Origin of the sequence: Marinobacter sp. F4216 (genome assembly GCF_019931195.1) — a bacterium.
GTDB lineage: Bacteria > Pseudomonadota > Gammaproteobacteria > Pseudomonadales > Oleiphilaceae > Marinobacter > Marinobacter suaedae.
Genome location: NZ_JAIOUO010000004.1, coordinates 356,031 through 369,447, shown reverse-complemented (window position 1 = coordinate 369,447; position 13,417 = coordinate 356,031). Strand labels below are relative to the sequence as shown.

Annotated in this window: 11 protein-coding genes; 7 read left to right on the top strand and 4 right to left on the bottom strand. The window is 60.3% G+C overall.

Annotated elements, in window-relative coordinates; genetic code table 11:
* Position 1 precedes the first annotated feature (1 nt).
* On the bottom strand, positions 2-1,453 hold the full coding sequence (locus tag K8I84_RS11125) for a hypothetical protein (protein WP_223794829.1): 1,452 nt from the start codon (positions 1,451-1,453) through the stop codon (positions 2-4).
* A gap of 144 nt (positions 1,454-1,597) precedes the next feature.
* Between K8I84_RS11125 and K8I84_RS11120 the strand changes: the two genes are divergently transcribed.
* From K8I84_RS11120 to K8I84_RS11105, 4 genes are all read left to right on the top strand, one after another.
* Entirely contained in the window at positions 1,598-3,421 is a 1,824-nt protein-coding gene (locus tag K8I84_RS11120; RefSeq protein WP_223794828.1) for an ABC transporter ATP-binding protein, read from the top strand.
* 247 nt (positions 3,422-3,668) lie between these two features.
* Positions 3,669-6,431: an aconitate hydratase AcnA gene (gene acnA / locus K8I84_RS11115; protein ID WP_223794827.1), complete on the top strand. Its 2,763-nt coding sequence runs from the start codon at positions 3,669-3,671 to the stop codon at positions 6,429-6,431.
* Positions 6,432-6,601: 170 nt separating this feature from the next.
* Positions 6,602-6,922 carry a DUF2288 domain-containing protein gene (locus K8I84_RS11110; protein ID WP_223794826.1) on the top strand — a complete coding sequence of 107 codons (321 nt, stop codon included), beginning with the start codon at positions 6,602-6,604 and terminating at the stop codon, positions 6,920-6,922.
* Positions 6,923-7,003: 81 nt separating this feature from the next.
* Entirely contained in the window at positions 7,004-7,912 is a 909-nt protein-coding gene (locus tag K8I84_RS11105) for a lysine exporter LysO family protein (protein WP_223794825.1), read from the top strand.
* A gap of 15 nt (positions 7,913-7,927) precedes the next feature.
* Here the strand turns inward: K8I84_RS11105 and K8I84_RS11100 are convergent, their stop codons facing one another.
* Positions 7,928-8,731, bottom strand: a complete 804-nt coding sequence (locus K8I84_RS11100) for a TatD family hydrolase (RefSeq protein ID WP_223794824.1) — start codon at positions 8,729-8,731, stop codon at positions 7,928-7,930.
* Between the two features lie 117 nt (positions 8,732-8,848).
* Here K8I84_RS11100 and K8I84_RS11095 point away from each other — a divergent pair, with 117 nt between their 5' ends.
* Together K8I84_RS11095 and K8I84_RS11090 are read left to right on the top strand one after the other, a co-directional pair.
* On the top strand, positions 8,849-9,679 hold the full coding sequence (locus tag K8I84_RS11095) for a polyphosphate kinase 2 family protein (protein ID WP_223794823.1): 831 nt from the start codon (positions 8,849-8,851) through the stop codon (positions 9,677-9,679).
* 17 nt (positions 9,680-9,696) lie between these two features.
* Positions 9,697-10,968 (top strand): D-amino acid dehydrogenase, encoded by a 1,272-nt coding sequence (locus K8I84_RS11090; RefSeq protein WP_223794822.1) that lies wholly within the window; start codon positions 9,697-9,699, stop codon positions 10,966-10,968.
* 9 nt (positions 10,969-10,977) lie between these two features.
* Here the strand turns inward: K8I84_RS11090 and K8I84_RS11085 are convergent, their stop codons facing one another.
* Positions 10,978-11,673: a tRNA/rRNA methyltransferase gene (locus K8I84_RS11085; RefSeq protein WP_223794821.1), complete on the bottom strand. Its 696-nt coding sequence runs from the start codon at positions 11,671-11,673 to the stop codon at positions 10,978-10,980.
* On the opposite strand from K8I84_RS11085, the gene K8I84_RS11080 reads away from it, so the two are divergent.
* Complete coding sequence (locus K8I84_RS11080; protein ID WP_223794820.1) at positions 11,672-12,907, top strand: methyltransferase; 1,236 nt, start codon at positions 11,672-11,674, stop codon at positions 12,905-12,907. The two genes, K8I84_RS11085 and K8I84_RS11080, sit on opposite strands and share 2 nt — an antisense overlap.
* A 30-nt stretch (positions 12,908-12,937) precedes the next feature.
* Here K8I84_RS11080 and K8I84_RS11075 read toward each other — a convergent pair whose 3' ends face one another.
* Positions 12,938-13,291 carry a DUF2834 domain-containing protein gene (locus K8I84_RS11075; RefSeq protein ID WP_223794819.1) on the bottom strand — a complete coding sequence of 118 codons (354 nt, stop codon included), beginning with the start codon at positions 13,289-13,291 and terminating at the stop codon, positions 12,938-12,940.
* Between the last annotated feature and the right edge of the window lie 126 nt (positions 13,292-13,417).

Here is a 13,417-nt window from a genome sequence, read left to right as displayed (position 1 = left end):
ATCAGGGTGCCGCGAAGGTGGCGCGCGGTTCCTTGATGGGCTCCCGTCGTTCCACCTGCTGCAGGTTTTCCGCAATCTGTTCATGCAGCGGGTGATCCGCACAGCGCTTCTGAACAAAGGTCAGGAACGCTTTGGCTTTCTCCCACTGATCCAACCCATTCGCCAGCGCCTGGGCGGCTAACAGGTACGCCGGGGCCAGGTGCTCGCTCTGCGGAAACCGTTTGTGAAAATCCTGCAGCAGCTTGAGGGCCGGTTTGAACTGGCTGCGCTGATAGAGCGTTCGTGCGCAGCGCAGGGTCAGCTCCGGGTCGTCCAGGCGGAACTGGGGCTCGGCCTGTTGCAAACTCCGCAACAGGGCCGCCATGCCATCGGCATCGTTACGCTGGGACAGCCACTCGAGAATGCGGGGGTGGTAGCGATACAGCTCGGTGAGGTCGTTCCTGGCGGTCAGCAACTGGTACAGCTGGCCAACACGCTGCTGGTTGTTCGGTTCACGCCGCAGGGCCTCCTTCAGCATGGTCTGTGCGCGGTCGTAGTTGCCGTCTTTCAGGTTGATATCGAGATCGGCATCGAAGCGTGCGGCCCGATCCCGGTTATCCGAGGATTCCTCCAGGTCGCCATCCTGATGGTCAGCGGCAAAACCCAGTTCCTCCTGATACTGGAACAGCAGATAACCCAGCATGTGGAACAGGACAAGGGTAAAGGCGCTGTTCAGAAAACCCGCCAGGGATTGGGCGGCCCAGTCCGGAAGGTGAATCAGGGCAAACTGCTGGGCAGTACCGGACGCCATGGTCAGCAGAATCAGGTATCCGTAAAGCAGGAAGTAGGGCGTGCCGATTCTGGAAATGATCGCCATCAGGTTCAGGGGGTTCACCGCCGCGCCCACCGACCGCTCGGTCGCCAGCACCATGATGCTGGCGGGCAGCACCAGCACCACAAATGCTATTGCTGCCAGGGCCAGGAATGGCCCGCCGACCATGCCAGCGGAGGTGACCAGCGCGCCAATGAGGAAAAACACCAGGAATTGCTGGAATACAATTTCAAATCCGTTACCCGTGAAAGCGGCGGCCACGGGCGGTGGCTTCAGGTGACCCTCGGCGGTGTGACTGATTACTTCATAGGTGTACTTGAGCAGGGCGATCGCCAGCACTGCCCAGATAAACCAGCCAATAAAGTTGGCCGGGGCCAAGGCCGGCACCAGGGTGCAGATGGCGATCACAATCAGCGGGTCGCTGTGGAAGGGGTAGCGGAAAAAGGCCCCCACCCGCTTCCAGAAGGGCTCCACCTGGGTGGCTGCACCCAGGTAACGCATAAGCTGATTGCAGTTGGGGCACTGCCCCCGACGCTGGCGGGTGTTGGCGTCGGGCATGCAGCGGTTGCAGTAATGCTTCTGGCATTCGCCGCAGTGCCATTTGGCGGGATCGCCAGGGTGATAATCGCAATCGTGTTTCACAGCTGACCTTTATTCTGATCCGTCAGAAAAACGAGGCGCTCATAATGACAGAAGTTGTGATTGTGCGCAGCATCCACGGATGGAGGTAGACTGAGGAGAGATACAGCACGTATGGCTCTCACAGGCAGTTGATCAGGAGGCGATTTGAACCACCGTAATCCATCCGCGTCGCAAACCGACACCGATAACAGCAGGCACCGTTACTGCTGGCGGGATCTGTTTGAACTGGCGCTCCGGCACAAGCCCCGGCTGATTCGGGCCAACCTGCTGGCGATCATGGCCACCGTCCTGAGCGTACCCGTGCCCCTGCTGTTGCCGGTGCTGGTGGATGAGGTGCTTCTTGAGGAAAGCGGGCCCGTGCTGCCGGTGATGGATGCCATGTTGCCACAGGCCTGGCAAAAGCCGGTGGTGTACATCGGGCTGATGGTGCTGGCGGCGTTTGTTCTTCGGCTCGGGGCGTTGGCGTTCAATGTGCTGCAGTCGCGGGAGTTCTCCAAGGTATCCAAGGACGTGGTGTTCCGGCTCCGCTCGCGGATGCTGGGCCGGCTGCAGCGCCTGGCCATGTCGGAATACGAAACGCGGGGCTCCGGCGCCATCAGCAGTCATTTCATCACCGATCTGGACACCATTGATCAGTTCCTCGGTACCACCATCAGCCGCTTCCTGGTGGCCAGCCTGACTGTTCTGGGCACTGCCCTTGTGCTGCTGTGGGTCCATTGGCAACTGGCACTGCTGATCCTGTTGTTCAACCCGCTGGTGATATTCGCCACGATCCAGATCGGCAAGCGGGTCAAGGAACTCAAACGCCGTGAAAACGCCGCCTACGAGGACTTTCAGGGCGAGCTTACCGAAACCCTCGATGCCATCCACCAGTTGCGGGCCGCCAACCGGGAAAAGCACTACCTGCGGCAACTGATTGATCGGGCCCGCAATGTCCGGGATCACGCTATCCAGTTCGAATGGCGCAGCGATGCCGCGGCCCGGGGCAGCTTTGCCCTGTTCCAGTTCGGTGTGGATGTGTTCCGGGGTGCGGCCATGGTCACCGTCCTGCTCAGTGACCTCAGTATCGGCATGATGTTCGCCATCTTCGGCTACCTGTGGTTCATGCTCACTCCGGTGCAGGAAATGCTGAACATGCAGTACGCCTACTTTGCCGCCAATGCCGCGCTGGGACGCATCAATCTGTTGCTGGACCTGAAAGAAGAGCCCCGCTATCCCGCGCTGGAGAACCCGTTTCGGGATCGTCACACCGTTGGCCTGACCCTGCAGGACATTCATTTCAGCTACGGTGACGAGCCTGTTCTGCGGGGCATCAACCTGGATCTGAAACCGGGCGAAAAAGTCGCGGTGGTGGGCGCCAGCGGGGGTGGCAAGTCCACGCTGGTGCAGGTCATCCTGGGCATGTACACGCCGGAGCGGGGGGAGGTGCTGATTGAAGGCGTGCCGGTCCAGCGCATCGGGTTGCCGTGCCTGCGGGAGCACGTTGCCACGGTGCTTCAGCATCCCGCGCTGTTCAATACGACGGTGCGCCAGAACCTGACCCTGGGCCGGGACAAGCCGGAGTCGGAACTCTGGCACGCCCTGCAAATCGCTCAACTGGATCGCACCGTGGCTGCCATGCCCCGGCAGCTGGACACCGTGGTAGGGCGCCAGGGCGTGCGCCTGTCCGGCGGACAGCGCCAGCGTCTGGCCATTGCCCGCATGGTACTGTCCGACCCGGCTCTGGTGATTCTGGACGAAGCCACCTCGGCCCTGGATGCGGAAACCGAATTCCAGCTCCACAAGGATCTGGAAGACTTCCTGCGCCAGCGCACCACCCTGATCATTGCCCACCGGCTGAGCGCGGTGAAACAGGCCGACCGCGCCTGCGTGTTCGAGGACGGCCGGATCATTGAGGAGGGCCACCACGACGAGTTGATTCGTCGTGACGGTCTTTACGCGCAGCTGTATGGCGAGCGGCAGCATTAAGAGCGGCTTTTCGATCGGTCCACCGCATCCGGATATTCACCGCGCCTATATCGAATATCATTCTGAGCTGGTTGAATTTTATTCGTGCGCTGCGATAGTAATAAGCAGTCCATTCTTTTTGGGTGCTCGCAGCGTTTGCGTCAGGCGCCCGACCCGTGGCTGAGCGAGTGGGGTGTGCTTGAACACCCTGCACAGCAGCCTCAATGCCCTTCCGACAGTTCGGATAGTGACGACAAGGAGGCGCAACATGAGTACGGCTCAACCGGCAAAGAACAGCCTGAACGCCCTGACCAGCCTCTCGGCAGGTGGGCAGACCTATCACTACTACAGCTTACCCGAGGCGGCCAAGACCCTTGGGGATCTCGATCGCCTGCCGTTTTCCCTGAAAGTTCTGCTGGAGAACCTGCTCCGTAACGAGGACGACACCACGGTCGACCGCAGCCATATCGATGCCATGGTGCAATGGCTGGACGATCGGCGCTCCGATACGGAAATCCAGTTTCGCCCTGCCCGGGTGCTGATGCAGGATTTCACCGGCGTGCCCGGCGTGGTGGATCTGGCAGCCATGCGTGAAGCGGTGAAGACGGCTGGCAAGGACCCAGCGCTGATCAATCCGCTGTCGCCGGTGGACCTGGTGATCGACCATTCGGTGATGGTGGACCACTTCGGGGATGCGTCTGCCTTCAAGGACAACGTTGCCATCGAGATGGAACGCAATTACGAGCGCTACGAATTCCTGCGCTGGGGCCAGAAAGCATTTGATAACTTCCGCGTCGTGCCGCCCGGCACGGGTATCTGTCATCAGGTGAATCTGGAGTACCTCGGTAAAACCGTCTGGTCCCGGGAGCAGAACGGCAAACAACTGGCCTATCCCGATACCCTGGTGGGCACCGATTCCCACACCACCATGATCAATGGCCTGGGCATTCTGGGCTGGGGTGTCGGTGGTATCGAGGCGGAGGCCGGCATGCTGGGGCAGCCGGTGTCCATGCTGATCCCCGAAGTCATCGGCTTCAAGATGACCGGCAAACTGCGCGAGGGCATCACCGCCACAGACCTGGTGCTCACGGTCACCGAAATGCTGCGCAAGAAAGGCGTGGTGGGCAAGTTCGTGGAGTTCTACGGCGACGGTCTCAAGGATATGCCGGTGGCGGATCGGGCCACCATCGCCAACATGGCGCCGGAGTATGGGGCGACCTGTGGCTTCTTCCCGGTGGATGAGCAGACCCTCAACTACATGCGGCTGACGGGTCGAGAAGACTCGCAGATTGAACTGGTCGAGGCCTACGCCAAAGCCCAGGGACTCTGGCGCAAGCCCGGCCATGAGCCGGTGTACACCGACATGTTGGAACTGGACATGGGCCAGGTGGAAGCCAGCCTGGCCGGACCCAAGCGTCCCCAGGACCGGGTCGCCCTGAAGAACATGAAAGCGGCCTTTGAACTGCTGATGGAAACCGCCGAGGGGCCCGCTGACGCTGAGCCGGACCCCAAGATGACGTCCGAAGGTGGCCAGACCGCCGTGGGCGTGGACGACAGTTACCATCATGCGTCCAGTCAGATGCTGGAACTGGATGGCACCCCGACCCGGCTGGATCCGGGGGCGGTGGTGATTGCCGCCATTACCTCCTGTACCAACACCTCCAATCCCAGTGTGATGATGGCAGCCGGGCTGATGGCCCAGAAGGCTGTGGACAAGGGTCTGAAAACGAAGCCCTGGGTGAAGACCTCCCTGGCACCCGGTTCCAAGGTGGTGACCGACTATCTGAGGGTGGGCGGTTTCCAGGAGTCGTTGGACGAGCTGGGCTTTAACCTGGTGGGTTACGGCTGCACCACCTGCATCGGCAACTCCGGACCCCTGCCGGATGCCGTGGAAAAGGCCATCAAGGACGGCGACCTGACGGTCGCGTCGGTGCTATCGGGCAACCGTAACTTCGAGGGCCGGGTGCACCCACTGGTGAAAACCAACTGGCTGGCCTCGCCGCCGCTGGTGGTGGCCTACGCGCTGGCGGGCAATGTCCGGCTGGATCTGACCAAGGATCCACTGGGTGAAGACCATGACGGCAACCCGGTGTACCTGAAGGATCTGTGGCCGAGCCAGCAGGAAATCGCCGAGGCGGTGGAGAAAGTGAAGACCGAGATGTTCCGCTCCGAATACGCGGCAGTCTTTGACGGCGACGCCAGCTGGCAAAGCATCAAGGTACCCGAGAGCAAGGTGTACGAGTGGACAGACACCTCCACCTACATTCAGCATCCGCCGTTCTTTGAGGGCATGGGCGAAGAGCCTGACCCCATCGAGGATATCAAGGATGCCAACATCCTGGCCTTGTTGGGGGATTCCGTCACTACCGACCATATTTCTCCGGCCGGGTCATTTGCTCCGGACACCCCAGCAGGCAAATACCTGCAGGAAAAAGGTGTTGAGCCGAAGGATTTCAATTCCTACGGCTCCCGTCGGGGGAACCACGAGGTGATGATGCGCGGCACCTTCGCCAACGTGCGTATCCGTAACGAAATGCTTGAGGATGTGGAAGGTGGCTATACCCGTCATGTACCGTCCGGCGAGCAAATGGCCATTTACGATGCGGCCATGAAATACCAGGAAGACGGTACTCCGCTGGTCGTGATTGCCGGTAAGGAATACGGCACGGGGTCAAGCCGTGACTGGGCGGCCAAGGGAACCCGGTTGCTCGGGGTCAGCGCGGTGGTTGCCGAATCCTACGAACGGATTCACCGTTCCAACCTGATCGGTATGGGGGTCATGCCGCTGCAGTTCCCGGAAGGCTCGGATCGCAAGAGCCTGAAGCTGACCGGTGAAGAAACCATCAGCATCGAGGGGTTGTCGGGTGACATCAAGCCCGGGCAAACCCTGACCATGACGGTGACTTACAAGGACGGCTCCACCGAAACCTGTGAGCTGAAATCACGGATTGATACCGCCAACGAGGCCGTGTACTTCAAGCACGGTGGCATCCTGCACTACGTGGTGCGTGAGATGCTTCGCTCAGTCTGAGGATCGAGTGCGGTGCCTGGCGATTACGTCAGGTGCCGCCGGTCAACCAAAGGAAACCTGAGAGTGTCACTACTGAAGCTGGTTTCCATTCCAGCATTTCGGTAACCTTGGCGCCCCGATTCACCAGGCAACTGACCAAGCAACTCTCCAATCGACCCCGAGGCATCGTCATGGCATCTGACACTCCCCGCGATGAGCTGAAAGCAAAGCTGAACCTTGAAACCTCCCGGATACACTGGCACGAGCTGCAGACGTACTTTGCCCGTGGTCAGGTGGTGCGGGTCTCGTCGGATCTGGATCTGCTGGATGTGGCCGCAGAGCTTACCGCGGATAACAAAGCCCAGTTCGAACAGTGGATGACCCAGGGGCAGGTGGGGGAAGTGGCCCCCGATGTGGCCCAGGCCTGGTACGACCGCAACGCCGAACTCTGGGCAGTGGTGATCGCTCCCTGGGTGCTGGTTCAGGATCGTTCGGACCAGAACCTTCACTAATCCGATGCAGTTGCCCTGATACAAGCCGGTCTTGTTTGGGGCGGCATTTCTTTTTCCAATCCCTTCCTGTTTGAGGCCATCATGCTAACCGGCGCGTTGTTGATTCTTGCCCCGTTGTTTCTGGGTTTTGCCTTGTCGTTGGAAAACCGCCGGGCGATGACTGTTATCCACTACACCGTGGAAGGCCTGGTGTATTTCATCCTCGCCCTGCTCGGGCTTGGCCTGGGACAGATGGAAGGTCTGGCCAGTCAGCTTGGTGGCATGGCGCTCCAGGTACTGGTACTGGTGGTGGTGTTGTTTGGCGCCAACATGCTGGGACTGTGGCTGTTTCATCGCTGGCAGCCCATGGCCGCCGAACAGGCACCCATGGAGGGTAGCAAGGGCTATGGACGCCTGTTCATGGCGGGCCTCAAGCCCTTGATGGCCGTGCTGGTAGGTTTGCTCGCTGGTTATTACCTGTTGCCCAAACTGCCGCTAGTGGAAGACGTGGCCACCTGGGCCCTGATGCTGTTGCTGTTCCTGATCGGCCTGCAGTTGCGCAATGCGGGCCTGTCCCTGCGCAAGCTGCTGATGAACCGACAAGGCGTGGGCATCGCTCTGGCATTGACCCTGAGCTCTCTGCTGGCGGGCGCGGTACTGATCCCGTTCATGGCCTTGCCGTGGCATGACGTGCTGGCGCTGACGTCGGGCTTCGGCTGGTACTCGCTCTCTGGCATCGTGATCGGCGATGCCCTGGGGCCTGCCTGGGGCGGGGTGGCATTCCTGAATGACGTGCTCCGGGAAATCATCGCCCTCGCCATTATTCCCGTACTGATCGGCAGCCGTCCGGCCATGGCCATTGGCTACGGTGGCGCCACGGCCATGGATTTCACGTTGCCGGTGATTCGCAGCAGTGGCGGCTTGGCGTGTGTGCCCGTGGCTATAGCATCGGGCTTTATGCTGTCTTTCCTGTCCCCCGTGTTCATGGGGGTGTTCCTGTCGCTGGGCTGAGCCCAGCGACAGGTATCAGGCGAAAAACGTCCGCAGGCTGTTCTGATAAGTCTGCTCGATGACCTGTTCCAGCGGCAGTTCCTTCACTTCGGCAATTTTCTCCGCCACGAAGGGCAGGTAAAACGGCGCGTTCTCCCGGCCACGATAGGGTACCGGTGTCAGGAAGGGGGAATCGGTTTCCAGCAGGATCTGCTCGATCGGCGCCATGCGCACGATGTCCCGTACGTTTTCGGCCTTGTTGAAGGTGGTGATGCCGTTAAAACCCAGGCACCAGCCCTGATCCAGCGCGTATTGTGCCAGCTCCGGGCCGGAGGTGAAGCTGTGGATCACGCCACGGCGCTTCAGGGTGTCTTCGAACTCACCCAGGATGGCGATGGTGTCGTCGTCCGCGTCCCGGCTGTGAATCACCACTGGCTGGTCGTGGTCGCAGGCGATCTGCAGCTGTCGGCGGAACACTTCTTTCTGCACGCCCCGGTCGGCGTTGTCGTAGAAATAGTCCAGCCCGATTTCGCCCACCGCGACGATTTTCTCGTCGCTCGCGTGCTGGCGGATTTCCGCCTCCACCTCATCCGAGTAACTTTCGGCATCGTGGGGATGAATACCCTGGGTGCCGTAGACCCAGGACGCAATCTGACTGAGCTCCCGGACCTGGGCGAGATTGTCCGGTGACACCGCAATGGTGATGACCTTTTCGATGTTGACCCGCTGCGCCTGCTCCAGGGTTTCCTCCAGCGGGCGATCCTTGAGGTAGTCCAGGTGGCAGTGGGTCTCGATGATCGGGTGATCAAAAACGGGAATGTCGCGGCGTTTCTTGCTCATTCCGGGTATTCGCTCCTCTGCAGGCAAACACTGCCTGCTATGCTGAAAATTTAATCGTGCAAGTCTACCAGTTTGTACGAGGCTTGACCTGAGTCCGACCGATAGGGAGTTACCGGAATGAACATATCTTCCTTTGCCCGCCAGTGGCTGTATGACCCCGTTAAAACCAAATTCCGGGATTACCCGACTGAGTTGGACGAGGATGAGGATTTGCCGGACCTTGAGGACAGCCTGAAAGACATCGGCGAATACCAGCGGAGGCTCTGGGCCAACAAGCGTCGCTCTCTGTTGCTGGTGATCCACGGGCCCGATACCAGCGGCAAGGACAGCCTGATCCGGACCCTGGCCACTTACGCCGATCCTGCCGGTTTCCATGCCTGGTCCTTTGGCCGGCCGGAGGGGCTTGAGGCCAGCCATCATTTTCTGTGGCGGGTGGGTGGTAAGCTGCCGGCCAGGGGTGAATTGGTGGCCTTTAACCGGAGCCATCACGAGGCGGTGATTGCCGAAAGAATCTGGTTGGTGCTCCATCCGGACGATTACAACTGGAGCAGCCGCTACCGTTCCATACGGGACTTCGAACGGCATCTGGTGGCGGAGGGCACCCAGATCGTCAAGATCTGGCTCAACCTGTCTGAGGAAGAACACGCGCGCCGGTTGCTGAAACGGCTGGACAAGCCCCGAAAGCGTTGGAAGTTTGAGCGTTCAGATATCGCGGGTTGGGAAAAACGGCGCACGTATGAAAAGTATGCCGAAGAGGCTCTGGAGGAGACGCACACGGACGATGCTCCTTGGTTCATGGTGCCGGGGAATGAAAAACCCCAGGCCAGGGCTATTGTAGCTTCTATCGTGGCGGACCAGTTGAAGCGGTTGGCGCCAGAGTATCCTGAGGAGGATCCGGAGGTTCTGGATGAGTATCGGAAGCTGCTGGAAGACCACGGAGTGACGTAATCCGAACGGAGGCACATATGCATGTTGTCGTTGTCGGTGCCGGCGTGGTGGGTGTCACCACGGCGTATGAGCTTCGGCGTCGAGGGTATCGGGTCACCGTGCTGGAAAAGCATGACGTTGCCGGCAATGAAACGAGCAAGGGCAATGCGGCCCAACGTTCCTATGGCGTAGTGTACCCCTGGGCAGACCCGGCCATGGTCCGTAAAGCGTTACCCTGGCTGCTGAAAGCCGATGGCCCGCTGAAAATTCCGATGCCGCTATCGTCAGCGACCGTTCGTTTCCTGGTTTCCACACTTCGCTACGCCTACTCGCCAGGGCTGTATGGCCTGAATCGCCGCGCCATGCTGCGCCTGGCCCTCCATAGCCGAACCCGTTTCTTCGCCCTGGAAAATGAACTCGAGTTGTCATTTGATGGTGATCACCGGGGCTTATTGCAGTTGGCCAGCACGCCCGAGGCGTTGGAACATTACCTGGCCATTCACCAGTTGTTGAACGAGTTTGGCGTTCCGTCGCGTCTGCTGTCACCGGATGAAGTGCGGGAAACAGAGCCGGGACTCATCGGGTCGGGACCGCTTGCCGGTGCGCTCAGCTACGATCTGGACGGCACCGGCGATTGCCACCTGTTTTCCCGTTCGCTGGCCCAGGCCTGTGTGCAGGAAGGGGTGAAGATCTGGTATGGCGTGAACGTTCGCCGGCTGTTGGCGGATGAGCGTCGGGTAAATGGGGTCCTGTTCCAAAACGAGCGAGGGGGGCAGGAAACCCTGGAGGCTGATGCGGTAGTGGTTTGTGCCGGTTGCTGGTCCGCTCAGTTGGTCAAGCCGCTTGGCTTGAAGCTGCCGATCTATCCGGTCAAGGGGTACAGCCTGACCGCCACCATCACAGACCCTGATCGGGCGCCGGTGTCCACGGTGCACGATGACCATTACAAAGTGGTGTCTACTCGTCTTGGTGATCGTTTGCGGGCGACCGGTTTTGTGGAATTGGCCGACTTTCGGCGGAATATTCCCGAGGCTCGGTTGGCCACTATCCGTAAATCTGTCGAATCCCGTTTTCCCGGCTGCGCCGACTTGTCCAGCGCCGAGCCGTGGACCGGTTTCCGGCCCATGACCCCGGACGGCCCGGCCATCATCGGGCGTGGCCCGCGGGAAAATCTGTACCTGAACACTGGCCATGGCACCTTCGGCTGGACCCTGTCCGCTGGCAGTGCCGACGCCATTGTCCAGGTCATGGAGGGCAAGGAGTCGCCTGTGTGTCTGGACGCCTTCCGGCCCGGACGTTTCAGTGAGTAGAGGCGGGCGTTACTTGCGCTTGAGAAGGCGTTCGATGTTCCCACACAGGGTGTGCACGAACCCGATGTCCCGCTCACTGAGCATTGGCAGGCGTTCCATCGCCCACTGGTAGAGTTTGCCATCGGCCGGCGCATCCACCTGTGGCAGCATCGTTTCCAAACGGCTTCGTAAGGCGCCCAGACGAGCTTGAGGGGCTGCGGACGAACCGGTTTCGTCCGGCTCAAGTGCCGACAGGCCGGACATTTCCCAGGCATAGAGCATCACCGACTGCGCCAGATTCAGGGACGGGTAGGCCACTTTCATGGGAATACCGGTGAGCAGATCGCACAGTGCGAGTTCCTCGTTGGCCAGCCCGCGGTCTTCCCGGCCGAACACCAGGGCGGCGGTGGCCACCGAGCTGCCTTTGCTGTTCAACACTTCTCGTAACTGACCGGGCGGATGCCAGTCCTGGCGGTTGTGGCGGGGTTTGGCGGAGGTACCCATTAGAAGGTCTACGGAGTTTCGCACCGCCTCCAGATCAGGGAAAATGCGCGCATTATCCAGAATGTGGTCGCTGCCGTGGGCCAGCCAGTGGGCTTCGGGTCTGGTGTGCAGGTCGGAATTGACCAGCCAGAGCTCGCCAAATCCCATGGTGCATAAAGCACGGGCGGCCGCGCCGACGTTTTCTGGAACCTTGGGTTCAACAAGTACAAAGGCCAGTTGCATGACATTACCTCCGGCCGCGAGTTTACACGACAGCACGGAATCTGTTTATAGCCGGTGGCAGCCGCTGAACGACTGGCTGGCGGAGCACCGCGAACTGTGGGCGTCGGCACCGTTTATGGAACCGGTGCCGGGCTGGACGCTGAGCCATCCGGCGCTGGCAGACTGGCTGGCCGGGCTGAGCGAAGTGCGGTGCCAGAACCTGGACGACGATCCCTCACTGCTGGCGGAACAGGCCAGCAGGTACCTGTCGTCCCTGGGCCGATACGATGAGCTGGTGCATGTTGCCGAACTGGCCGACGCTCAGCAGGCTGAGCAGGCGACACTGCCGGAAATCCGGGCGGTGGACATGCCGGGCCGCAAGCGGCTGCAGGCTGGTGCTTTCTCCGCTGCCGTGCAGCCGTTAGCTCATTCGATTCTTGATTGGTGCTGTGGCAAGGGCCACCTTGCCCGAACCCTGGCCGCCGCCAGCGGTCAGCCCGTCACGGGGCTGGAATGGAACGATGAGCTGGTACAGGACGGTAATCGACTCGCCAGACGCTTCGGTGATCCGGTGCTGCTTCAATGCCAGGATGTGATGGATACAGAGCTTGCGCTTGAAGGCGGGGCTCACGGCGTGGCGCTGCACGCCTGCGGGGATCTCCACCGCCAATTGATTCGCCGGGGGAGTGAGTCCGGCCTGTCCCGGTTGAGTATCTCTCCCTGCTGCTACCACCTGACAGCAGAGGACCGTTATCAAACCTTGTCCCTCCGTGCCGCCGAGAACCCCCGATGCTTGCGCCTTGCCCGAAACGAATTGCGGCTGGCGGTGCAGGAAACCGTGACCGCGCCGGAGCGGGTGAGGGAGCAAACCCGACGGATCAGTCAGTGGCGGCTGGGCTTTGATGCCCTGCAACGTCAGCTTCGGGATTGTGATGATTACCTGCCTGTGCCATCACACCCTTCACGGCTGCTCAATGGCGACTTTGAAGGCTTCTGCCGATGGGCAGCGCACAAGAAAGGACTGACCTTGCCCCCAGCCACCGATTACGGTTACTGGCAGGCTGTGGGCGAGCGCCGCTGGAAGGAGGTGAAACAGTACGAACTGGTCCGCCATCTGTTCCGGCGCCCGCTGGAGGTCTGGATGGTGCTGGATTACGGGCTGTATCTGGAAGAACAGGGGTACCGGGTAAAAATCGGTGAGTTCTGTGACCGTTCACTGACGCCCCGGAATTTGTTGATTGATGCACTGCGGTAACGGTGATCGGTCCCAGAATTTCCCTCTCGCCTACGGCGTCCCAGTCTGCCCGGCAGCGTCAGCAGTCTCAGAGTCGGATGTTGCGCTTTGCTTGCCCCGCAGAACCAGATACAGCAACGGGCCAGCCGACACGAAGATTGCCGTCAGTACGAAAAACGGCATCAAATAACCCAGTCCCTTGCCGCGGGCCCTGGCATCCTGATACATCCAGACGCACGCCATTGCCCCAAGAATATAAAGATCAATGACCACCTGTGCGGTGTCCGGGCTGGACATCAGCCGGGCACCGAAATCCAGCAGCGATTCGTCGGCTATGGTCATTGTCCAGCCGGTATAACCCACGAACAGACACAGGACGATCAACGGTAAAACGGAAATTCGCATGGTTCCTCCTTGAGCAATGGAATTCTAAGCGGTGGATTCTCTGTTACCAGTAGAATGCACGTTTGCTGGTGAGAGACCAAGGAACCAGAGCGCAAAACCGGTACGTTCGCTGACGGTTGCGGTTTG